16 protein-coding genes are annotated in these 24,209 nt (G+C 58.8%); 10 read left to right on the top strand and 6 right to left on the bottom strand.

What is annotated here, in order from left to right:
• Positions 1–8: 8 nt before the first annotated feature.
• Together ACTNBB_RS01925 and ACTNBB_RS01930 are read left to right on the top strand one after the other, a co-directional pair.
• Positions 9–842: a hypothetical protein gene (locus ACTNBB_RS01925; RefSeq protein ID WP_441056370.1), complete on the top strand. Its 834-nt coding sequence runs from the start codon at positions 9–11 to the stop codon at positions 840–842.
• 164 nt (positions 843–1,006) lie between these two features.
• Positions 1,007–2,053 (top strand): hypothetical protein, encoded by a 1,047-nt coding sequence (locus ACTNBB_RS01930; RefSeq protein ID WP_441056371.1) that lies wholly within the window; start codon positions 1,007–1,009, stop codon positions 2,051–2,053.
• Positions 2,054–2,285: 232 nt separating this feature from the next.
• Here ACTNBB_RS01930 and ACTNBB_RS01935 read toward each other — a convergent pair whose 3' ends face one another.
• The 4 genes from ACTNBB_RS01935 to ACTNBB_RS01950 all read right to left on the bottom strand — a co-directional run bounded on the left by ACTNBB_RS01935 (position 2,286) and on the right by ACTNBB_RS01950 (position 8,835).
• Positions 2,286–3,275: a hypothetical protein gene (locus ACTNBB_RS01935; protein WP_441071011.1), complete on the bottom strand. Its 990-nt coding sequence runs from the start codon at positions 3,273–3,275 to the stop codon at positions 2,286–2,288.
• Between the two features lie 224 nt (positions 3,276–3,499).
• Positions 3,500–4,402, bottom strand: a complete 903-nt coding sequence (locus tag ACTNBB_RS01940; protein WP_441056373.1) for a hypothetical protein — start codon at positions 4,400–4,402, stop codon at positions 3,500–3,502.
• A gap of 2 nt (positions 4,403–4,404) precedes the next feature.
• Positions 4,405–6,516, bottom strand: a complete 2,112-nt coding sequence (locus ACTNBB_RS01945; protein WP_441056374.1) for a hypothetical protein — start codon at positions 6,514–6,516, stop codon at positions 4,405–4,407.
• Between the two features lie 186 nt (positions 6,517–6,702).
• Positions 6,703–8,835 carry a hypothetical protein gene (locus ACTNBB_RS01950; protein ID WP_441056375.1) on the bottom strand — a complete coding sequence of 711 codons (2,133 nt, stop codon included), beginning with the start codon at positions 8,833–8,835 and terminating at the stop codon, positions 6,703–6,705.
• A gap of 206 nt (positions 8,836–9,041) precedes the next feature.
• On the opposite strand from ACTNBB_RS01950, the gene ACTNBB_RS01955 reads away from it, so the two are divergent.
• The 4 genes from ACTNBB_RS01955 to ACTNBB_RS01970 all read left to right on the top strand — a co-directional run bounded on the left by ACTNBB_RS01955 (position 9,042) and on the right by ACTNBB_RS01970 (position 17,809).
• The gene (locus tag ACTNBB_RS01955; protein ID WP_427728052.1) at positions 9,042–9,752 is read left to right on the top strand and encodes a TetR/AcrR family transcriptional regulator; all 711 of its coding nucleotides are present in this window, start codon (positions 9,042–9,044) and stop codon (positions 9,750–9,752) included.
• An 11-nt stretch (positions 9,753–9,763) separates the two neighbouring features.
• Positions 9,764–14,527: an acyl-CoA dehydratase activase-related protein gene (locus ACTNBB_RS01960; protein WP_441056376.1), complete on the top strand. Its 4,764-nt coding sequence runs from the start codon at positions 9,764–9,766 to the stop codon at positions 14,525–14,527.
• Positions 14,528–14,808: 281 nt separating this feature from the next.
• Positions 14,809–15,768: a 3-hydroxyacyl-CoA dehydrogenase gene (locus ACTNBB_RS01965; protein ID WP_441056377.1), complete on the top strand. Its 960-nt coding sequence runs from the start codon at positions 14,809–14,811 to the stop codon at positions 15,766–15,768.
• Positions 15,769–16,072: 304 nt separating this feature from the next.
• Complete coding sequence (locus ACTNBB_RS01970) at positions 16,073–17,809, top strand: aryl-sulfate sulfotransferase (protein ID WP_441056378.1); 1,737 nt, start codon at positions 16,073–16,075, stop codon at positions 17,807–17,809.
• 69 nt (positions 17,810–17,878) lie between these two features.
• On the opposite strand, the gene ACTNBB_RS01975 is transcribed toward ACTNBB_RS01970, so the two are convergent.
• Positions 17,879–19,018 carry a DUF389 domain-containing protein gene (locus ACTNBB_RS01975; protein ID WP_441056379.1) on the bottom strand — a complete coding sequence of 380 codons (1,140 nt, stop codon included), beginning with the start codon at positions 19,016–19,018 and terminating at the stop codon, positions 17,879–17,881.
• 209 nt (positions 19,019–19,227) lie between these two features.
• Positions 19,228–20,928, bottom strand: a complete 1,701-nt coding sequence (locus ACTNBB_RS01980; protein WP_441056380.1) for an OPT/YSL family transporter — start codon at positions 20,926–20,928, stop codon at positions 19,228–19,230.
• A gap of 306 nt (positions 20,929–21,234) precedes the next feature.
• Here ACTNBB_RS01980 and ACTNBB_RS01985 point away from each other — a divergent pair, with 306 nt between their 5' ends.
• The 4 genes from ACTNBB_RS01985 (at position 21,235) to lgt (ending at position 24,097) form a co-directional block, all read left to right on the top strand.
• A complete protein-coding gene (locus tag ACTNBB_RS01985) occupies positions 21,235–22,086 on the top strand; it encodes a type III pantothenate kinase (protein ID WP_441056381.1) in 852 nt (283 codons plus the stop codon).
• Positions 22,087–22,174: 88 nt separating this feature from the next.
• Positions 22,175–22,699, top strand: coding sequence for a deoxycytidylate deaminase (locus ACTNBB_RS01990; RefSeq protein ID WP_154514829.1), 525 nt, complete (start codon positions 22,175–22,177; stop codon positions 22,697–22,699).
• A gap of 188 nt (positions 22,700–22,887) precedes the next feature.
• Positions 22,888–23,166 (top strand): NifU family protein, encoded by a 279-nt coding sequence (locus tag ACTNBB_RS01995; protein WP_370450539.1) that lies wholly within the window; start codon positions 22,888–22,890, stop codon positions 23,164–23,166.
• 109 nt (positions 23,167–23,275) lie between these two features.
• A complete protein-coding gene (gene lgt / locus ACTNBB_RS02000; protein ID WP_441056382.1) occupies positions 23,276–24,097 on the top strand; it encodes a prolipoprotein diacylglyceryl transferase in 822 nt (273 codons plus the stop codon).
• Positions 24,098–24,209 lie beyond the last annotated feature (112 nt).

Here is a 24,209-nt window from a genome sequence, read left to right on the forward strand (position 1 = left end):
GGGTTGCGATGACGCTAAAGATTGACTCCAGGGACGACCGAATTGGCCGTTCTGTGAGTTTGGGCGAGATGATGGGCCTATCAGGCGTGATGCCGCCGACAAATGCGAGCCAGCGTGGTTGGATTCGTGAAGAACGGGGCGATGACGGCTTTGACATAAGCCGTTTCCATGATCGACTGACTTCCGAGCTCGATCATGTCATGGAAACATCGGTGTTCGAGGTCCTGCAGGTATTGAAGACTGGTACGCCTGTTGACGACATCCTGGGCGGCGGTATTGGACTCGGCAAGCTTAGCGTGATTGGCGGCGCGCATGAAGACGTTTCGAACGTACTGGCGCATGCGGTTTTATGCCTGAGCGAGCAGTGCACTGTGCTTTACGTGCCGATGCGGGAGCGTGAAGAGGATGCGGTCGCCCGGCTGATTCGAGCCGAGATGGGGGCCAAGGTGCCGAAAGATCTTGAGGAACAACAGGTTGAGACGGTCCGCGCAACGATGCGGATCAAGCAGCGCAGCCTGGGCATCTTTGTCGAAGATAACATGACCATAGACCTTTTAACGAGTTGGCTGCTCGGCGACCAGGCGTGGAATAGGGCGGTGCTAGAGGACGTCGTAGTCGTAATCGACGGACTCGAAATGCTCGACGACAACCGCCCGATAAATGCAATCCTGCGCGACCTGCGCAACATGCTCAGCCCGACATCCGCCATTCTGGCAGGCTGTTTCGCGGTGGAGGACCGAGAAGATGGCGCGGAATTCGCCGAGACACACTGCAATACGGACGTCTTGGTCCACATGAGCTCCGATGGCGTGGAGCCTTCCTGCGCACGAGTCTTCGGTTGAGGTCATAACCAATAACAACTGCTCGGCTAGCAGCGCGTTTGCCAGCAGAAAGTGACCGTTCAACAGCCAAAAAGATGCTTCTAAGTGGGCCAGGAATTACCATAATAATTAAAGTGTTGTGACCTATCAGCACCATGACTGAACAGCTCTGGGAAGGAGTTCGCATGAGTCGTCAAGAGATAGTTTTTAATCCGGTGACGAAAGAGGACGATGGAGTGAAGCGAACTGCCAATCCATATTTATTTGACTTGGACCAGAACGGCTTCCCAGTGTTTAGCGATAAGAATATTAGATTTGTTCAGGCCATGATCGAGCATAACTCGTCTTATGACATAGCAGACGAAAAATTTGTTGGCAAAATGTATCGCGACGTTCTTGGCGGCGATGAGGATGCTATTAAACAGGCTGTTTACTACACCAATAAAGTGAACTCAACACACTTAGCGGTGCTGGGAAAGAGATATAGCGATGCAGTCAAAGCTGGCGAAATCAAGAACGTTATCCCAGAAATTGATATTCCTCAACTTGAGGAAAAATACAACGAGAGTTCTGAAAAGGGAAATAGTTCTAATAGTCGGAAGTCTAAATGGTTGTTGACCGGTGGCGCAGCGCTGACTGCCCGCGGAATTATTGAAAACAAAATGAAACTAATCGAAGCCCTGAAGAGCGACCCGAATGGTGGAGGCGAGGGCGGAGACGCCGAGGCGGTTCATCTTATCGCTCGATATGCTCAGAATTATTTGCGTGATGAGGGCCTTACCGACTTTAAGAAAAACAATGTTTCATTTGCATCGAAATTCTGTCATCACACATGTATAAAAGGCAGGCTTGGGGATAGATATTGTATCTACGATTCCGTTGTCGGGGAGGTTCTTCCTTATTATATTTGGGCCTATTCCGATCGGACTGATATCGAAAAAATGAGCTATTCAAAGCTGAAAAAGTTGATTTCGGATTATGTCAATGACGATTCGCCTTCGGGTTACCGGAATTACCGTGAGCTGTATAGAAGTGTATGCGATGGCATTAACCTCTGGCGAGGCGAGCATTCGAATGAGTTTTCGTATGAGTCTCCGTCAGATTCCTCTCTGACGATCAAAACGGTTGAAGATAGCATTGGCTTTCAGGAGGTTGATAGGCTTATTTGGTATTACTTCAAGGGTCGCCGTCTTGACGATGCCAAGAAGAAAATGAAGAAAATCGTCAAATAAGTTCAACGTTCGATTGATTAATGGGAAAGACGCCGCTTAAGCGCGATATTAAGTACTGGCTTGGGCAGGTTTAAGGTATGGCCATTATTAATCAAGCTGTTTGGATATTCTTACTAGAGCCGTGCCTGGACTGGGTGCGGCTCTTCTCGTAACAATGAGGGTTGGAGCACCGCTTGAAGAGCGCGAACAAAACCAGTTATTGAGGGTCGCTATAGTCCATCTCTGGTGTCCGTCAGCGTGCGCGATGCCGATATATATCCAGCCAAATCGGCTCTTCCTCTTTGCTGCTGGCGCACTCTTCTAGCAGGTTATCTATCTGATTCGGTTCAATCGCTTGCAAGAACGCGTATTCCTCTGGTAAAGGTTGCGTTGCTTTTCTCGCCCTGAACACGGGCGACAGCATCAAGTTCGTATACGCCCATCCGGCAAAGCAACTGCCGTAGGGGATAGAGCCGCATCTGATCTGCCCATCGCCATCGGAATACAGACAGTCCAATTTCGAGTTTGCTACCAGGCAATAACAAGGTCCTGGCGCCCATGGTCGGCAGTCGATCTCAAGAATATCGCCCTTTCTGTACGGAGTGGGCAGGTCGACATATGCCCCCTTGAACCACGGGCCAAAGATTCCACCCACAATGCAGTCGAGCACCTCGCCACATTCGCCCTCTTCTTCCCTGCAGATGTACTGGATTTCGCCGGAGGCGTTTGCGTAGTAAGTGTAGTCTGGTTGTAGAAAGCCGTCGTATGGATATGAACAGCTTGGGTCGTTGGCAAGGTTGAACAGCTCGATCATCCAGTATGAGGACGACAGGTCTGTCATTTCGCTCCACTTGTCTGCGTATGCCTTCATTGCCGCAAGGGCTGCCTGCCAGGATGCTACGGGGAAGGGGCCATGCGTGATGGCGGATCCCACTTCGTTGTCGACAAAGCTAATTTCGCTAATAAGCAGCACTTTTCTGTTTTCGTCGACGGCCTTTAGCGCGTTCAGGCAGTCATCGATGTAGTCGATACAAATTTCTGGTCCGTACCAATCAAAGGTTTCGTCTGACGAGCCGCGCTCGGCAGCAGCCAGCCTGCTGAGCATCTCCCGTTTGCGGTTGATTTCTATCGACGCGCCACCGATGATTTGCGTGTAATGATCACCATTCAGGAGCTGCGGATTATGCAGCAAATGCTCTCGCAGCTCCGGAGATTCGATGAGGTTGATTATTTCTTCGTGCACGATAGTCTCCGAGTTGTTGGTGCGACTTCTTGTGGATTCGGGCATGACGACCTTTATTCAAATAGCTGCGGGTACTTCTCCTTGAGCGGCGCCTGATCAAGACGTAGCTCTTCCAGGTTGCGCTTTGCCTTGGACTCCATCCTTATGGTGTCGATAAACGCGATGAGTGAGTCGACATACAGGTCGCCGCGCAGGTAGGCCTGGGCGGCGATTAAAATTCGCTGCTAGTCTTCGAGTGGTTTGCGATAGTACTCAAGATTCAGGTAAAGCGGGTCTGGCTCTCCGATGTAGAGGGGAAACGTCTCGTTGTAGGTAATCGAGCAGCCAGTGGCACGCATGTTGCTGATATCTCCTGCATGGCGATAGTGCTCGAGGCGCTGCTGCGCATGATCAAGCCATTCGTCAGAACGGTCTGCCTGACGAAGCTCTGCCTGGAGCTTTGTCCGGTCCCACGTGGGCAGATCGAACAGCATGAACGGCTCACGGGCACTGCCTTGCGGCGTCCAGACGATATCGCCGGTGTGGAACGGCGTGGGGATATCGACCCAGATGAACTCGAATGCGATCTCCCAATCGTTCTCAACGGGGCCGGCGGAAGGACAATAGACGGAAAGGGCCTCGCCTTTACCGTTCACCATGAGCCAGTCTTCCCGGTGATGTTCTTCGTCGGCATCGAGCGGGCACCGGGTGATGCGTACGCGTGCCTCTGGACGGCTCGCCAGTTCATCATCACCGCGCAACGCCTCGGCACATTTCTCATAACAGCTGAATGGCGCGCCGAAGGCCCCACAAAGTTGCCCGTCGGGCACAATCTCCTCTTCATACTGATAAACGTAGCCCGTCCCACTCGCAAACGCATCGACGCACCGCTTGTTGTAATCGATTGTCCAGCGCAAAAAAGCATGGAAATCGGGGATAGCCGGCCTTCCAAGACCGGCATGGGTTGCCTCCAGCGAACAATTGGGCATGGTTCGGGCGATCTCCTGCCAAGCTTCGCATTTCTGATCGAGCGTGGCGGTCTTCGAAAACCAAACCAGATAGGCGGCCTCGATGGTGCTGGGCTGGAAGTCGATACAGCGCAGGTGCTCCCGAATGTCCCGGGAGTCAACAAAATCCAAGATGTCCATGGTTAGCTCCTCTTTGTTTTGAATCGTGCTGGCGGGGCTATCGTGTCATCGAACAGCTCCGGATAGCGGGTCTTGAGCCCGCCGTCTTCCCCTTCAAACCGCTCGGCTTTTTTCTTGACCAGCGCCTGTAGCTCGCAAAGACTTGATAGCGCAATTAGTGAGTCAAGACCCAGATCGCCGTCGAGATATGCCCGCACGCCGTACAGAATTCTCGCTTCCGGCTTGAGCGGGATGCGGCAGTATTCCATATCGAGAAGAAAACAACTCGGCTCTCCGATATAGACGGGGTACTCCAGGGGATATTCAATCTGACAGCCGTAGGCGTACATGTCGCTCGTATCGCCATTTTGCCGATGGTGCCTGAGCAGGTCGTCGGCCTTTTTTGCGGCGCATTCCCTGTAGGTGGAAGGCGGAAGCTCATCCATGACCCGCTTCGTGGTCCATGTTTGCATATTGAGAAGCAGCATGGGGTCGCCAGGGTCGCCGTGACGACAAATGATGTCGCCGGCGTGGAATGGCGTCGGGATGTCAAACCACATCAACTCAAAAGCGAAAGTGGGGTCTTCGCCCTCGCGTTCCATGTCGATGCAGCTCAGCTGGCAGTCCATAATTTCGCCTTTTGCGTTGAGCATGAGCCTGTCGGCGGCATAGTAGTCTTCGTCCGGATCGATCGGGCGGCGCGTTATTTCTATCGAGGTAGGATTTTCCTCCTCAAGCTCATTCCAGATTGCCTCGAAACATTTTTCGTAGCTGGTGTAGGGGCCATAATTGCACCCGCTCTCATGGGGACTTCCCGTCTTGTCCTCAAAGAAATACATGTGCTTGCCAGGCTGTTTGAACCGGGCGATTTTCTTGCGCTCCCATCTGATGACGTCGCGAAGAAAGACATGGAAGTTGGGGATATTGAACGTGCCGTGTCGCCTGCTCATCGCACAATTGGGCATGTTTTCGAGAATCTTTTGCCAGGCCTCAATCTTCTGTTGCAGCGTCTTCTCGTTCGAATGGTCGACGATGAACGCTGCCTCGGGCGTGGTGGGCTCGTAGCCGATGCCTTCCAAATGCTCTCTGATATCGGGCGAGTCGAGAAACTCGAGAATGTCCGAACGTATGGCGTTGACGCCGGCGCCGGCCGATGTGCGATATGGCTGCAAGCAGTCGTGTACGACCGATCCATCCGACCAATGTTTGCCACAGCCGGGGTCATCGTGCAGTTTTTTCGAGAGTTCGAGCATAAAGGAGCAATCATCGGGCAAGTCGCCGATATAGCGTTCGGCGGTGTAGAGCGCAGAGGGTGTGAAGTCGTCGAGGAAGCCGTCCGTGAAATCCCTCAAGCGGAGATTGCCTTCCTCAACGCCGTAGATTTTGCCCGGATAGGCGCACCAAACCTGGCCTTTGAACGAACTATCGTAGTCGTCTTCGAGCACGATGGCAAAACGGGGACCGTGGTCGAAGGGCCGACCGTCGATCTTGATGATGTCGCCGGGGACCCAGGGAGTGTAAAAGACCTCACCATTGGCGCAGAAGTGCTTGCTATTGTTCCACGGCAAGTGATTGATGCTTTGATGCGGAGTCCGCTGATTCCGGCGGTCGCTCAAAAAGACCAAATCGCCAGCCATGGTTGCGGCGAATATCAGCGAGGCTTGAGCACGTGGGCGGTCGTGTAAGTCTTCGGCGGTATAGAGCTTAATCTGCCAGAATGATTCGGACCAATCTTCATCGGGGTCGTCATCGACGTATTGCTTCATAAGGGTTTGAGCGGCATCCCAAGAGGCAACGGGGAAGGGGCCATCAAAGGTGTCGTGCCCGCGCTCGTCTTCACTGTAAAACACGCCGGAGACCAGCAAGATACCGCGGTCACGGTCAACGTTGTAAAGCATATCGAGTGCAGTGTCGAGTTGTTCGAGGCCGGAGTCGATCGTTTCGGCGTAATCCGATGAGACCTCTTTGCGAAGATGCTCGAGCATGGTCCGTTTTTCGTTGAGCGTCTTGAGGGAGCCGCCGATGGTTTTACAGAGGGAGCCATCTGCCATTCCCATGTGTTTGAACATATGAGCACGCAGCTCATCGTCCTTGATGCAACTGCAAACGAGCTCCCTGCCGGCATCGGTGATCACGGTATCTGCTTGGCTGTCCATTGCAACCTCCAATTCGGTCGTTGCCGTTAGCATCCATCAGAGGTTGTGCTTTGTGGTCCCATTAACGGGTCCCATATGAATCTCGCGTCAAACATACTTTTGGAAACGCACTGGTACATGAGTGTGCGCGTACTGAAAGGACAATCGGTAGTGGCGTTTCAAAAACTAAGCGTAACTGGCGCAACCGCCGTCTTCCTCTAAGAAGGGATCGGCCGTCGCATCGAACAGTTCTGGGTAGCGGTCCTTGAGCCAGCTGTCTGCGTCCTCGAAGCCACGCGCCTTTTTCTCCGCCAGCGCCTGTAGCTCGCATGCGCTGGCCATTGCGGCGAGCGAATCAACCGCCAGGTCGCCTTTGACATATGCCCTGACGCCGTAAAGGATTCGCTCCTCTGACTTGAGCGGCTTGCGGTAATAGTCGATGTCCAAAAGAAAGCCCTCAGGCTCCCCAATGTAGAAGGGGAAATGCAAGGCGGATGAGACTTGGCAGCCGTAGGCGTACATGTCGCTGGTGTCGCCGTCATATCGGTGCCAGCGCAATAGCTTGTCGGCCTTTTGAACGAGGCGCTCTTTGTAGACGGAGGAGGCCAGCTCTTTGTCGATTCGTTCGGATCCCCAAGTTTGCAGGTCAAACAGCACCATCGGCTTGTCGGGGCGTTGGAGGTTGCAGACGATGTCTCCGGCATGGAGGGGCGTTGGGATATCAAACCACATGTCCTCGAAATCGCTGGCGGTGCCCGCCTCGTCCCACTCGCTTTTGTTGCGGTAATCGCAAGACATTACTTCGCCGTTCGCATTGAGTAAGACCATGTCGTCGGCATAGTGGTCTTCGTCTGGGTCGATGGGACGACGAGTGATCCTGATGGCTTTGGGATCGTCACCGTCGAGCTCTTTCCAGATGGCATCGAAGCACTTTTGATAACTGCTGTACGGGCCGTAAAGATAGCCGCCCTGCCCGCGCCGGTCCCACGAGTAGTCCTCAAAGAAGTACAGGCTTTGACCGTCCGTCCTTTTAAGGTGCGCGAGCTTTCGTTTCTCCTGCTTGATGACATTGCGCAGAAAGGCATGGAAGTCCGGGATGACGACCGTGTCGTTTCTGCGGTTCATGGTGCAATTGGGCATATTGTCGATGATCTTTTGCCAGCCTTCGAGCTTTTGCTGCAGCGTTGCTTTATGCGAGCAATTGACAATGAAAGCCGCTACGGGCGTGGTGAGCTCGTAGTTGATTCGTTGAAGATGCTCCTTAATACTGTGCGAGTCTAAAAACTCGAAGATGTCCGGACGAATATCCAGCTCGCTTTGGTTGGCGGGCTTGCGATACGGCTGAAGGCAGTCATGTCCGACCGAGCCTTCGGACCATTGCTTGCCGTAGTCGGGGCTGTCGTGCAGCATCTGCGAAAGCTCGAGCATAAAAGCGCAGTCGTCCGGCAGCTCACCGGTGTAGCACTCGGCGGTGTAGAGGGCGGAGGGGATGAAGGGGTCCAGGAGACTGTCGCTGTAGGTGCCGGATGAAAGTGAACCCTCCTTAACGCCGTGATCTTTACTAGGCCCTGCGCACCAGATCTGTCCCCGGAGCGTGTGCTCGTAGTCGTTTTCGAGCACAATGGCAAAGCGAGGCCCGTGATCAAAGGGGCGACCGTCGATTTTGAGGATGTCGCCTGGGACCCACGGCGTATAGATGGGTTCGTTGCTGTTGCAGAACCGTCTGCTATCGTTTCGCCAGGCGCTTTCGACATACGATTTGCGAGTGCGGTTATTGCGCTGATCGCGGAGAAATATAAGCTCGCCATCCTTGGTTGCCGCAAACGCCAGGGAGGACTGCGCCGTTTGATGTTCGTGAAGGTCTTCTGGGGTGTATAGGTCGATCTTCCAGTACGATTCGGACCAGTCGTCTTCAGGATACTCTTCGATGTAGCGCTTCATGAGTGCCTGCGCGGCCTCCCACGATGCGGTGGGGAAAGGACCGTCGAGGGCGTCGGCGTCGCGCTCCTCCTCGTTGTAGACCATGACGTATAGCAGGAGGATTCCGCGGTCGCGCTCGATGTTGTGGAGCATATCGAGTGCGCTGTTGAGCTGGGCGAGATGCGAATCGATATCTTCGACCAGCTCCGGCGAAACCTCCTTGCGGAGTTGCTCGAGCATGGTGCGTTTTTCATCAAGCGTCTTAAGAGAGCCGGCGATGATTGGCGCTGGCCAGTATAGGTTTTTACGCATGTGGTCGCGCAGCTCTTGGCTCTTGATGCAGCTGAGGACGAGGTCCTTGCCGGCATCGGTGATGCCATCGCATGCCTGATTGTTCATGTCGGCCTCCTTATCGATCATTACCGGCATGATGAAACGGGCGTGGCGATTGTTGGTCCCATTAACGGGACCAAGCAGCGGCTCGATGTGACAAAGGGACTGCCTCTTCGTCGCATCCAAATATTGCCTTTACGTGTTGATGCACACGGTGTGCAATAATACTCGCACTGTGCAATAGCGCACAGGCTGAGTAACAAGGAGGACGCTTGTCCCAGCTCGAGAAATGCGATCGCCGGTCCCTTCGCTCGCAGCGTGCCCTTCGCCAGGCACTTGCCAGCGAGCTTGCCGAAAGCGGCGATCTTTCGCGCATTAACGTCGCGTCGCTCACCGAGCGCGCCGGCCTTACGCGCCGTACGTTCTATTCGCATTACCGCGATATCCCCGACTTTATCAATCAAATCGAGGACGGCTTGCTGGCCGAGATCCGTGAGCGCATTGAGCTCATCACCGCAGCTCGGCTGCCCGATCTCTATCACAACATCGATGAGCTCGAGCCGGCGCCCGGTTCGGTTGAGCTACTGCGTTATCTTGCGGCCAACCGCGACTTGATCGGTGCGCTGCTGGGTCCGGGCGGCGACCAGGCCTTCATTAAAAGGATTATCGACACCGCGCGTGAGGCTGTGGTGCCGCGTGCGCAGACGGGCATTTTGGGCCTGGCGCTGGGCACGTTCTTTGACTACTACGTCACCTACGTCGTGAGTGCCGAGGTCGGCATGATTCAGCGCTGGTTTGAGCGCGGGCTCACCGAATCGCCCGAGGCCATGGCGCGTATGATGACGGTGCTCGCTTTTGTGCGCCCTGGTGACCTGTATGGCCAACCCATCGATATCAACGTGCCGGAATACGGCATGAAGCTATTGAACTTGCAGCTCGAGGACGCGGCCGACACCCCCGCAACCGTCGAGTCCAACAACTAGGAGGAGAGACAATGAGCAAACTCGTCGAGGGCATCAAGGACCGCATGGTCGCCGCCGCACGCGAGGCTGCGCCCACCGTGGTGGACGCCGCGCAGAAGGCCGCGACCGCGGCTGCCGAGAAAGTTGCCGAGGCAGTTGCCGATGCCAAGAACGCGGCAGGGGAGACGTCCGTCGCTAGCGAGCCCGCAGCCGCCGCCCACGCCCCCGAAGGCGCAATCTTCAACCCCGACAACGCCCACGGCAACCTGCACCTGGGCATCGACGTTGGCTCCACCACCGTTAAGCTCGCCGTGCTCAACGACGACAACCAGATCGTCTACGCCAAGTACCAGCGCCACCACACCGACGTCCGCGCTTGCGCCCGCGACCTGTTCGAGGGCGCTGCGGCCGTGCTGCCGACGGCCCAGATGACCTGCGCCATTACCGGCTCGGGCGGTCTGCTGCTGTCCCAATGGCTCGACCTGGAGTTTGTCCAAGAGGTCATCGCCAGCAAGCGCGCCGTCGAGACCCTCATCCCGGCCACCGATGTCGCCATCGAGCTGGGCGGCGAGGACGCCAAGATCATCTACTTCGATAACGGCATCGAGCAGCGCATGAACGGCACCTGTGCCGGTGGCACGGGTGCGTTCATCGATCAGATGGCAACCCTGCTGCACACCGACGCCAGCGGCCTTAACGAACTCGCGGCCAACGCCACCACCATCTATCCCATCGCCAGCCGCTGCGGCGTTTTTGCCAAGACCGACGTGCAGCCGCTGCTCAACGAGGGCGCCCGCCCCGAGGACGTGGCCGCCTCCATCTTCCAGGCCGTCGTGACCCAGACTATCTCGGGCCTGGCGTGCGGCCGTCCCATCCGCGGTAACGTCGCCTTCCTGGGCGGCCCGCTGCAGTATCTCTCCGAGCTGCGCCATCGCTTCTACCTCACGCTCAACCTGGACGAGGAGCACCGCATCGTGCCCCAAAATGCTCACCTGTTTGTGGCGAGCGGTGCCGCCATGGCGCACGAGTCCAATAAGCTCAGCACGTTCCCGCAGCTCATCGAGGCCATCGATGCCCTGGGTGACACACAGGGCGCCGAGGTCGAGCGTCTGGATCCGCTCTTTGCCACCGACGAGGACTTTGCCGAGTTCAAGACCCGCCACGACACCGAAGTCGTCCCCAAGGGCAAGCTCGAAGGCTACACCGGTCGCGTGTTCATCGGTATCGACGCCGGTTCCACCACCATGAAGGCCGCGCTTGTGGGTGAGGACGGCCAGTTGCTGCATACCTGGTACGGCAACAACAACGGTGACATCCTGGGTACGGCCAAGGTCATCATGGCCGATTTCTACAACCACATCCCCGCCGGCTGCACCATCGGCCACGTGACCACCACGGGTTACGGCGAGGCGCTGCTCATCGAGGCCCTCAAGGCCGATTCCGGCGAGATCGAGACCGTCGCGCACCTACGCGGCGCCAAGGCGTTCCTGCCCGGCGTCGAGTTTATCCTGGACATCGGCGGCCAGGACATGAAGTGCCTGCGCGTAAAGGACGGCGTTATCGAGCACATCATGCTCAACGAGGCCTGCTCGTCGGGTTGCGGTAGCTTTATCGAGAGCTTCGCCGTCTCTATGAACATGGACGTGCGCGCGTTCGCCGACGCCGCCATCCATGCCAAGGCTCCGGTGGACCTGGGCAGTCGCTGCACGGTCTTTATGAATTCGCGTGTTAAGCAGGCGCAAAAGGAAGGTGCCACGGTGGGCGACATCGCGGCCGGCCTGTCCTATTCCGTCATTAAGAATGCCCTGTTCAAGGTCATTAAGCTGCGCGATCCCAAGGAGATCGGAAGCCAGGTGATCGTCCAGGGCGGTACCTTTATGTCCGATGCCACGCTGCGCGCGTTTGAGCAGCTCACCGGCGTTCACGCCGTGCGTCCCGACATCGCCGGCTGCATGGGCGCCTATGGTGCGGCCTTGCTCGCCCGCGATCGCGCTGGCGCCGACGGCACCTCGACCATCCTTTCGGCCGAGGACATCGCGCACCTCACTGTGACGCAAAAGCACGTCCGCTGCGGTCGCTGCTCCAACAACTGCCAGCTCACCGTCAACGACTTTGGCGGCGGCAGGCGCTTCATTACCGGCAACCGCTGCGAGAAGGGCGCCGGACACAAAAAGCAAAAGACCGAGGCCCCTAACCTCTTCAAAAAGAAAAACGAGTTGCTCTTTAATCGCGAGGTGCTGAGCCCCGACGAGGCCCCGCGCGGCACCGTGGGTATCCCGCGCGCACTCAACATGTACGAGAACTACCCCTTCTGGCACGCGTTCTTTACGCGCTTGGGCTTTAGCGTGCAGCTGTCCGACCAGTCGAGCAAGAAGACCTACCAGGCGGGCATCGAGTCCATGCCGTCCGAGAGCGTGTGCTATCCGGCCAAGATGAGCCACGGCCACGTGATGAACCTTATCGACCGGGATGTCGACTTTATCTGGATGCCGTGCGTTCGCTGGGAGCGCAAGGAGGATCCGACGGCTGGCAATTGCTATAACTGCCCCATCGTCATGAGCTACCCCACGGCGCTGGCGCTCAACATCGACGAGATCCGTGAGCAGAACATCGAGTTCCTGTACCCGTTTGTGCCCTATCACGACAAGACCGAGCTCAAGCGTCGCTTGTACCAGGTGCTTGCCGTCGACCGCGTGGCCGATGCTGAGGCCGGTCGCGGTCGCGTGCGCGGTCCCAAGATCACGCGCTCCGAGGTCGATGCCGCCGTCAACGCTGCATTTGAGGCCGATGCGCGTTTCCACGAGGATATCCAGACCATGGGCGAGGAGGCCCTTAAGTGGGTCGAGGACCATGGCGGTCACGGCATCGTGCTCGCCGGTCGCCCCTACCACAACGACCCCGAGATCAACCACGCCCTGCCCGAGCTTATCTCGAGCTTTGGCTTTGCGGTCTTTACCGAGGATTCGCTTGCGCACCTGGTGAAGCCCGAGCGCCCCATCCGCGTCGTCGACCAGTGGATGTACCACAGCCGCCTGTACGCCGTCGCCCGTTTTGTGACGATGCGCAACGACCTGGACCTGATCCAGCTCAACTCTTTCGGCTGCGGCCTGGACGCCCTGACTACCGATCAGGTGCAGGAGATTCTGGAGGCCAGCGGCAAGATCTACACCGTGCTCAAGATTGACGAGGTGTCCAACCTGGGCGCCGCGCGCATCCGCATCCGCTCGCTCATGGCCGCGCTTAAGGACCAGGAGGCCGAGCGTTTGGCCGAGGCCGCGGCCGCGGGCGAGACCTACGAGCAGGGCGATGCCGCACCGGTGGCTCCCTCCACGGATGCCCCCGCATTCGCGAGCCGCAAGTACACGTTCGAGGCTCAGCGCGAGAGCGCATCGACAGCGTGGCCCAAGGTGCCCTTTACCGAGCAGATGCGCGAGGAGGGCTACACCATCCTGTGCCCGCAGATGGCGCCGATCCACTTTGACCTGGTCAAAGAGGTGTTCCGCGGTGCCGGCTACAACTTGGAGCTGCTGCCCTCGACCGATCACGACGCCGTCGAGGCCGGCCTGCGCTATGTGAACAATGACATTTGCTATCCGTCCATTTTGGTGACCGGCCAGATTATGGAGGCCATCGAGAGCGGCCGGTACGACCTGTCCAAGACGGCCGTGGTTATCAGCCAGACCGGCGGCGGCTGCCGTGCCACCAACTACATCGCACTCATCCGCAAGGCCCTGCGCGAGAGCGGCCACCCCGAGATTCCGGTAATCTCGCTTTCGGCGGTGGCGCTCGGTGAGGACAACCCCGGCTTTAAGATTACGCCGGCGCTGCTTAAGCAGGCAGTCTACGCGGTGCTCTTTGGCGACGTGATGATGCAGATGCTTTATCGCTGTCGTCCATACGAGGCTACGCCCGGTGCCGCCAACGCACTCTACGAGGAGTACATGGCGCGCGCCCGCAAGCTGGCGCCCAAGTTCAACCGCCACAACTACACCAAGCTGTGCCGCGAGGCCATCCGCGCGTTTGACACCATGCCGCTCGTGGGTGAGGGCACCAAGCCGCGCGTGGGCGTGGTCGGCGAGATCTTGGTCAAGTTCCACCCCACAGCCAACAACCACGTGGTCGACGTTATCGAGCGCGAGGGCTGCGAGGCCGTGGTGCCGGGCCTGCTCGACTTCTTCCTGTACTCCATGAGCAACGCCGAGCTGCAGAAGGATGAGCTCGGAAGCTCTGCAACCACGCGCGCTGGTATGCAGGCGCTCATCAAGCTCGTGGACTGGATGCGTACGCCGGTGGAAGAGCTGCTCCAAAAGTCCCGCCGCTTTGAGGCGCCCGAGCGCATCGGCACCATGGCGGACAAGGCCCGTACGGTGCTTTCGGTGTGCAACAACATGGGCGAAGGCTGGCTGCTCACGGCCGAGATGCTCGACCTGATTGACCATGGCGCGCCCAACATCATCTGCACGCAGCCCTTTGCGTGCCTGCCTAACCACGTGGTGGGCAAGGCCGTAATCAAGGAGCTGCGCCGTCAGCACCCCGAGAGCAACATTGTCGCAGTGGACTACGACCCCGGCGCGTCCGAGGTCAACCAGCTCAACCGCATTAAGCTCATGATCAGCGTGGCCAAGGAAAACATGCGCGCCGGTAAGGGCTTTAAGCTCGAGAAGGTGGCGCCGCTCGCGATGGACGAGGTCACCGGCCAGATGCGTGCCCATGATGGCTGCGTGAGCTGTGGCTCGGTCAGCGAGGAGGCCGTTGCATCGGTCGCCAAGCGTCTGGGACGCGGCATTAAGAAGTAGTTGGCCTGCTATGTGCTAGATATGAGACAAACGGGTGGTAGCCGTATCGGCTACCACCCGTTTTTGCTGGACGTATGCTGCGTAAACGCCCCAACTATCACCTCTTCCGAAGGCGACGTCTCAGTGGCACCAAAAATCGCTCTTGGAACCCTGAGATAATGAACATATGTAGCCGTTCGCCGCAAATTACCGTCCGTTTATGGAACCCACCCCCAGCGCGCGTCATCCTTACGGTTGAATAAATACACATCCATGGAATTACGTAAGAGAGGACTGTTCCTATGAGCTACAAGACCGTTTGTGTTGCCGGTGGCGGCGTGTTGGGAAGCCAGATTGCCTTTCAGGCTGCCTACTGCGGCTTCGATGTGACGATCTGGCTGCGCAGCGAGGGCAGCATCGGCCGCACTCAGCCCAAGATCGATCATGTGCGCGAGGAGTACATCGCGGCTATCGAGGGCATGGCGGACGGCACGGGCGAGTGGTGTGCCGGTATCGCCGATAGCGACCAACCCTTCGACAAGGAGGCGGCGCTCGCCGCCGTCGAGCGTGCCTACTCCACACTCAAGCTAGAGCTCGATCTTGCCAAGGCAGTGGCCGACGCCGATCTGGTTATCGAGTCGATGGCCGAGGACACCCAGGCAAAGATTGACTTCTACAAGAAGCTCGCCCCGGTTCTCCCGCAAAAGACCGTTGTCGTGACGAACTCCTCCACGCTGCTGCCGAGCACCTTTGCCAAGTACACCGGCCGCCCCGAGAAGTACCTGTCGCTGCACTTTGCCAACTCCATCTGGAAGAACAACATGACCGAGGTCATGGCTCAGGACCAGACCGACAAGCGCTATTTCGATGAGCTCGTCGACTTTGCTAGCGACATCCGTATGCTTGCCCTGCCCGTCAACAAGGAAAAGAACGGCTATCTGCTCAATTCCATGCTGGTGCCGTGGCTGCTTTCGGGCCTTGATCTGTACGTCTCGGGCGTCAGCGACCCCAAGAGCGTCGACCTCGCATGGACGCGCGGCACTGGCGCGCCCAAGGGCCCGTTCCGCGTGTTCGACACCGTGGGCATCCAGACGGCCTATAACATCGTCATGCAGTATCAGAAGGTGCCGGGCTTGGTGAGCCCGCTGCTCAAAAAGATGATGATGCCCTACAACTTTAAGGCCATGGCATCCGTCCTCAAGCAGATGCTCGACGAAGGCAAGCTGGGCGAAAGCTCGGGCGAGGGCTTCTTCAAGTACTAAAAAGATTCCTCGGCCACATTGAGAAACGTATCATTTGCAGTGTCAGTGCGCCGCAGCGCCGCTCGGCAACGGGACAATCCGCTTTATGCGCCAACGCGAACTTGTCGACTTTGCCGCGGACTGGATCGAGCACCATCGCGGCCGCCCCGATTGATCACTTGGGAGCGGAAGGGTTGCGGATTCCCTTCGCGCCCCGCGTTTCCGTATCGCTACAAGCTTAAACTTGCATTAAGGGGCGTTTGTTAAACTGCGAGTCATAATTAGACAGGGCTGGTCAAACGCCGTGGTATATGAGGGAACAACAATGGTATTCAAAGACGGTAACGATATGGAATTGAGTGACAAGGACAGCAGACTGTTTTCGCGTCGAGCGGCTCTTGCGGGTGCGGCGGGCACGCTGGCGCTTGCCGGGACAGGGCTCATGGGCTGCTCGGTCGGCGGGGCCGGCACGGGCGCCGCATCTACTGCGAGCAACGAGCTCACTGACGAGCAAAAGAAACTTCACAAGCAGATTGTCGCGACCTACGACGTCGAGAAGCAGGCGGCCATCAAGGAGCGGCTCGATGCCGAGTACGCTGACGGCGGCTACAACGAGACCACTCCGTTTATCGCGCAGGATCCCTTTGGCACCGATACCCTGAGCTGCTACGTTCGCTTTGCGACAACGGATTCCGTAACCGTCTCCTACAAGGTCGCCGGCCGCAAAAAGACTGGCGACACGCCCAAGGTCGCCGCGTTTTCCCATACGCCCCACGGCGGTGACGCGCCGGCCACGGAACACGAGTTCAAGGTCATCGGCCTCATTCCCAACCACAAAAACACGGTAACCATCACTTGCACGGCACAAGACGGTATCAGCCGCACCTCGACGTTCACGGTCAAGACGCCGGCTCTCAAAGGCGAGGAAGAAGAGCAGCTCACCGTCACGTCGGGGGAGTCCAATACGCCGCTTGCCGATGGTCTCTTTACTATTCTGGGCAACGACTCGTCCAAGCTCGACTTTATGTACCTCTACGACAACGACGGCCAGATTCGCGGCGAGGTGCCGATTGTCGGCTACCGCAGCCACCGCTTGCTGTTCCCGGGCGACGGCAGCATGATCATGAGCGTCTCGACTACCAAGATGGCCCATATCAACGCCATCGGCCAGGTGGTAAACGTCTGGAGCACGGGCGACTACGAGCTACACCACGACTACGCTTTCGATGACGATGGCAACCTGCTGGTGCTGGCGAGTCACGCCGGCTCCGAAGCCGATTTGGACGTCGATCGCGCGGCTGCCAAAAAAGATAAGGACGATCGCGTTAATGTAGAGGACCTCATCATTAAGGTCGACATAACAACAGGTGACGTCTCTCTCGTCGTGGACCTGGGCGATATATTCCCCGACCTCAAGGCAAGTGCCAAGGTTGCCTCGGACGGCGACCTGGATTGGATTCACATCAACACGATCCAGTGGCTCGGCGGCGGCACCGTTTTGCTCAGCTCGCGCGAGACCTCAACGGTCATCAAGCTCACGGATATCTACGGTACGCCTACGGTCGATTGGCTTATGGGCTCGCCAGAGTTTTGGGCCGGCTCGGGCTTTGAGGACAAGTTGCTGCAGGCTCAAGGCGATTTTTCGCTCAACGCAGGCCAGCATAGTGTGACCTATCTGCCAAACGACGAGACGACCGCGACTGGTCGCTACCAGGTGCTGCTATACGACAACAACTTTGGTGCTGCCGAGAGCTATCCCAAGTTCGACTGGGGCCAGCTGGGCGCTGCGGTAGTGACCGACTACAGCAAGGGAACGCACTCGTTTGGGCGCATTTTTACGGTGGACGAGACCGCGCGCACCTACGAGCTTGTGGACCAGATCGCAGTGCCGTTCTCGGGTTACGTAAGTAGTGCGCAGCGCGTCGGCGATTCGAATAGCATGCTCGTGGCATCGGGCATAGCCAAGACCTTTGCCGAGTACGATCGCTATGGACTGCCCATTGCCACGTACGAGATGCAAGCCGAGAAGTACATCTACCGCGTGTACAAGTACGAGCTGTAGCGCTGCGCTTGGCTGTGCCTGTGCCCCGCGGCTGCGCGCGCTCGTACCGGGCCTACCTCGCGTTCCGCATCACTTCACGTCAAACTCCACGCGATCGAGTTCGGGTACGTTGAGGTCGATGAGCTTGCGGGCAACACGGCGGTCGTGCGCCCCGAGCGTCTCGCTTGTCGTTACGCGAGCGACAGTCTGGCGCTCGACAACGCCCTCCTTGTCGCCTTCGGCGGCCGAGGTCTCGACGGCGACGGTGTAATCCTTAAAGCCCGGCAGCACCGCCGCAAGTTCGCGCGTGGTTTCAGTGACGCCGTAGCCGTCTTGCACGCCGGCCTGCGCCGAGCCAATAGATCCCGCCGTCATAATAATGCAGGGGATGGCAAAGATCACCGTGCCCACGATGATGCGGCGGCGCACCTTGCGCGATAGCTCGTTGACCTCGGCGTTTTCTTCAGCAGTCACAATACCGTCGCCGTTCAGGTCGCGCTTGAGCGGCACGCGCAAAAGAAGCAGCACGGCTTCGGCAGCCAGTGCGATAAAGACCACGTTGATGCCAAACTCATAAAGCGCCGAGAGAAACAGTGACCCGCTTGCAATGGCGATGCCATAGCCCGCCGCGCACAGGGGAGGCATGAGCGCGGTCGCCACGGCCACGCCGGCGATAAGCGTGGCAGGTTCCTGGTCACGCGAGTTGCCCAGCCCGCCCGCAAAGCCGCCCGCGAGCGCGACGGCAAGATCCCACACAGTGGGCGTCGAGTTGTCGATGATGGCGGCCGTGGTGGTGCCAAGGGGCGAGAGCTTAAAATACAGCGTAGACGTGATCAGACAAAAGGCCATCTGTAGCGCGAGGCCGGCGACGGCCTCGACGGCAATCTCGCGGTCGAGCGTGGCGATGCCATATGCCATGGCAAGGACCGAGCCCATGAGTGGGCAGATGAGCATGGCGCCCACGATGGCAATGTCCGAGTCGATATCGAGGCCGATGCTCGCGATGAGCATAGCGATGATGAGGATGCATAAGTGCGAGCCGGTCAGCCGCGCCCCGTTTACAAAGCGCTTGCGAATCACGTGATAGGGCGCGCGACCCTCGCGAATGTTGAATGCGCGCTTTAGGAAGCGGCCGGTGCTCTCCAGGGCCTCACTATGGGCAGGTCGAATGCCGTGGCGCCGGTGATGGCGTTTGCGTAGTCGCTTGATCTGTTGTTTGTCGAGTTCCATGTCCACCTCGTATTGCCGCAGGAACGCGGGCGCGCTCGCAGCATGTACTCTACACCGTGGCGGGCGGGGCGGTCATCTTGACGTGAAACTTAGACGGGCAGGTAAGGGGGGCGTCAAATGCGGTTGCGGCCGAGTGTTTCGACAGATACAGAGCGCGGGGCCGGATGGTCTCCGACCCTGCGCTCTGTACGGGTACATTGTTGTTGGGTTTAGCCCAGCAGACTCAGGCCGACGGAGACAAACGCCAGGATAACGCCAACGACAGACTCGCCTCCCAACAGGCCGCTGGCGACGACCAGGCCCTGCTCCTGGAAGGCAGCATCCTTGGAAGCCTTCTCATTGCCCGAAAGACCGGCGGCGTCGCGGTGTGCGGCCCACTTGTCGTAGGCGAGCTTGACGCAGGAGCCCAAGAAGGCCGTGAGCGACATGTAGAACGGCAGGTACACGCCCAGACCGATCATCATGGCCGGAATGCCGAGCCAATACATGACGATGCCGGCGATAAAACCGCCTGAGAACCACGGCACACTCGGGATGCCCGAGACCATGGTGGCGACTACGCTTGCCTGCGCGGCCACAAAGCTCTTGTCGGGACCAAAGGCGTCCGGACCATAGGCGGTGACGAGCGCGACCATGACGGCGGCAGCGACCAGTGCGCCCACGATGCCGCCGATGGCCTGGCCGATCCACTGTGCGCTCGGGTTGGTTCCCAGCACGGCGCCGGCCTTAAAGTCGTTCATGACGTCGCCCGCAAGGCCGCACGCCACGGCCACGATGCCGGCGATAAAGAACAGCTTGACCTGCGCAAGCTGCGCGAAGGCCGCTACGATGAGCATGACGATGAGGCCAAAGATCTCCATGGGGTCGATACCCGTCTGGCCGCAGCTCTGCGCACTCATGATGGTGGTGACAAAGGTGAACAGCGTGACGATGACGGCTGGGACGGGGCCAAGGTCGAGCGCGATGGCGATGATCACGGCGATGGCGGCGGTGCCCAGGCCGATGATGCCGGCGTCGAGCTTAAGCGAGCCCGAGATGAGCGACTGCTCGTCGGTGTCGGTGGAGCTGTCGGCGGCAAGACCGCGGACGATACCGGCGACCTGCGGCAGGATGTCTTTAAGGACGACGGCGACGCCAAAGCCCATCATAAGGCCCATACCTAAGGACTTGACGATACCCTGCGCGGTCACAATATCGAACAGGCCGGCAGCGGTGCCGCCGACGATAATGCCAAAGTTGCCCAGCAGCGCGCCGGCAAACCAGAAGGCGACGGGGGCAAAGCCCACCAAAAAGCCGATGGACAGCAACATGGGCGAGTTGTAGATGGCAAAGGTCACGCCGGGGATACTGAGCGTGCACAGCATGCTGGGCACCACGCCCAGGGCGTCGCGCAGCACGCTATAGATGCCTGCGATGGCCATGGAGCCAAAGAGCTGCTTGCCGGTCTTGCCGCCGGCCTCGGTAGCACGCAGGGTCTGGGCTGCGGCGTTGCCGGTGGGAAACTCCAGCGCGGCGTCCACGATAAAGTGACGGTGGATGAGCGCCGTTGCCAGAAGGCCCAAGATGGTGCCGGCGAGCGCCACGATAAACATGTCGAGCCAGCTGATCTGGTCGGCATAGCCCAGCATCCAGGCGCCCGGGATGGTAAACGCCAGGCCGCCGGCGACCATGGCACCCGCGGACATGATGGTGTGGGTAACGTTGGCCTCGTTGAGGCTGGCATTGCCCATGAGCTTAAGGAAGAACAGCGAGATGACGGCAGCGAAAATGATCGGCCAGGGGAGGGCGCCCATCTTGAGGGCCGTGTAGGCCGAGCTTGCCGTGATAATCACGCAGCCAAGGACGCCGATGACGACGCCGCGCAGCGTGAGTTGACCGCGCATAGAGGTGCGGTTCGAGGGATTGCCCATATAGAACTCCTTTGCGTATATCCGCTTCCCCCGCAAGCGCCGCTACGGATACGGCGCGGGAAGTCGGGTTACCAAGGGCCGCCGCGTGAGCTCGCGCACGACCGCGCATCAGTATAGCGGCAAGGTAGTCATTTTGGGACGGGGCTATTTTAGCTACCCTTTGACAGACGACGAATTATCTGGGATTGGGGCAAATATCAACCGACATATTGGGGTAGCTAAAATAGCCCCGTCCCAAAATGACTACCTGGGATGGCTGGTTCGGGTAGGCGATATACTGCTGGGCAGACGAAAGGAGCGCCGACGATGCTTAATGGGTGCGCATATATATTGACGGTCGACGTGGGCAACACGTTCATTCGCTTTGGTCTGTTTGCCGAGGATTCGGCCGCGGCGCAGGAATGCCCGCTTGCGACGTGCGAGATCACGACGCCGCCGAGCATTACGGCCGATGAGGCGCGCATGAGGCTCGCGCGGGTCATGGGCGCACTGGCAGCCGATGCGGGCATGCCTGGTGTGCTCGTTCCCGCGGCAGCAGTGCTGAGCTGCGTGGTGCCGGCGCTCGAGCGCCCGTGGAAGGCGGCACTTTCCCGTACCTGCACGGGGCGCGTGCTCACCGTGGGGCCGGGACTTAAGACCGGCATGCCCGTGCACTACGACGACCCGGCCGAGATCGGTCCCGACCGCATCGCCGACGCCGTGGCGGCCCGTGCCGTCTACGGCTCTCCGTGCATCGTGATCGACCTGGGCACTACGACCAATATCGAGGTCATCGATGCGCGCGGAACCTTTGTCGGCGGTGTTATCGCGCCGGGGCTGGCGCTCGGCGCTCGCTCGCTCTCGGCCGCTGCGGCGCGCCTGCCGCAAGTCGAGCCCTCGGCACCCACGCATGTGATCGGTCGCAACACGCGCGAGGCCATGCGCTCGGGCGTGGTCTTGGGCGAGGTGGCCCGTATCGACGGCATGCTCGACATGGTGCTTGCCGAGATGCGCTCGACCAAGGCGGCAGGCGAGGGCGGCGTGCCCATTGTCATCACCGGCGACGATGCCGAGGCGCTCGCGGCGTTGGTCGGCCACAGCCTGACGGTAGACGACGCGCTGACGCTGCGGGGTCTCGCCGAGCTGTACCGCATCAACCAAAAGCCTCGCCGCGCATAAAGCCAAGGACGTCGGCGCCGGGAGGAAACAGCCCCACCTTTCACCTGCTACAATGGGCCAAACTATTTCGATTTCGGAGGTGTCTGCCATGTCGGACGATCTTCATCAAACCGCGTCGGGCAAGCGCCGCGACGTTATTAGCTGGGACGAGTTCTTTATGAGCGTGGCCATCGCCGCGCAGCGCCGCAGCAAGGATCCCAATACGCAGGTGGGTGCGTGCATCGCCAGCACCAACCACCGCATTCTTTCGGTGGGCTACAACGGTACGCCCTCGGCGCTCAACGACGACTTTTTCCCGTGGGGCACGAGCGATGACCCGCTGCAGGACAAGCATAACTACGTAGTTCATGCCGAGGCCAACGCCGTGCTCAACTACCGCGGCTCGCTCAAGGACCTTGAGGGTTCCACGGTCTACGTCACGCTGTTCCCGTGCCACGACTGTGCCAAAATCTTGGCGCAGGTAGGTGTGGGCGAGGTTGTCTATCTGGACAATAAGTACGCCGACACCGACGACGGCCGCATCAGTCGCCGCATTCTCGACTCCTGCGGCATTAGCTTCCGCCAGGTTATCGTCGATGTCCACATTGGTACCGGGGAACAAACTCAGCAGTAGCGGCAGCGTGTACGAGCGCCGGGCGTTGACAAAAGCGGCTAATTAAGCCCCGTCCCAAATCGACTGTCAAATTAACTGCTCGTGAAAGTCGTGTCCGCGCGCATGGACGGCTCGCGAGCGGGTACATGGCTGTAGTAACATAGCTCTGTCCGCGGGCGCGCCCGCGTTATTGTGAGAAAGGAGCCCCTGTGGCTGTTAACGAAGAGCTGCTTAAGAAGGTTCTTGAAGAGATTCGCCCCAACCTGCAGGCCGACGGCGGCGACATGGAGTATATGGGCGTTGATGACGAGGGCGTCGTCAAGCTGGAGCTCCAGGGCGCCTGCGCCGGTTGCCCCATGAGCGCTCTGACGCTTTCCATGGGCGTCGAGCGTATCCTCAAGGAGCACGTGCCCGGCGTTACGCGTGTCGAGCAGGTCAATGCCTCCGGCGAGGCCGAGGATCTGTACGACGAGTATGCGCCGTTCTGAGAAGCGAAAGCTGCGGGCGATGTGCTCCGCATAGACGTCATGCCCAAATGTGCGGCTGCGAGCGAAAGGCCCGCGGCCGCATTTGTATGTAGGGAGCAGGGGGACCGATATGCTCAACGACCTCTACCATATGCTTGATCCTGTCGCCATTTCGGCGGGGCCCATCACCATCTACTGGTACGGCTTGGCCTATGTGGTCGGAGCTCTGCTCACGGCGGTCGTCATGTACCGCACGCAGCGTCGTTGGGGTTTTGACATTACGGTCGACGACCTGATGAGTGTCGTGGTTGGCGTGGTTTTTGGCCTCATCATTGGCGCCCGTCTGTTCTACGTCATCTTTTACGGTGACGGCTACTACTGGGCGCATCCGCTCGAGATCTTTGCCACCAACGAAGGCGGCATGAGTTTCCATGGCGGCCTGGTGGGCGGCATCATCGGCGGCGTGCTCGTGTGCCGCATGTACAAGCTCGACGCCTGGACCATCGCCGACCTTGCCGTTATCGGTGCTCCGCTGGCCCTGTGCCTGGGGCGCTGCGCCAACTTTGTCAACGGCGAGCTGTGGGGCAAGCCGACCGATCTGCCCTGGGGCGTGATCTTTGGCGGCACCGCGGGCGATATGCCGCGCCATCCATCCCAGCTCTACGAGGCATTTCTCGAGGGCATTGTGCTCTTCTGCATTCTGCAAGTGCTCAGCCGCAAAAAACCGCTGCTGCCCCAGGGTGCGTTTATGGGCGTGTTTGTGATGGGGTACGGCATCGTCCGCTTTTTCGTTGAGTTCGTGCGCGTGCCCGATGCCCAGCTGGGCTATCTGCTGGGCGGCGTCATCACCATGGGTCAGCTGCTGAGTCTGCCACTCGTGATTGCGGGCCTGGCGCTCATCATTTTTGCCCTCCGTCGCAACCGTCCCCAGCGCATCTATCTCGACGCCTAACCACCACATACACCACAAAGGGGACAGGCACCTTTGTGGCGGTTTTGCCAGGCAACGATGACAGAACCGTAACGTTTCCCCAGATAAAACCTGCCAAAATAAACCTGTCCCT

The organism is Collinsella sp. HCP28S3_B9, from assembly GCF_052066095.1.
Taxonomy (GTDB): Bacteria; Actinomycetota; Coriobacteriia; order Coriobacteriales; family Coriobacteriaceae; genus Collinsella.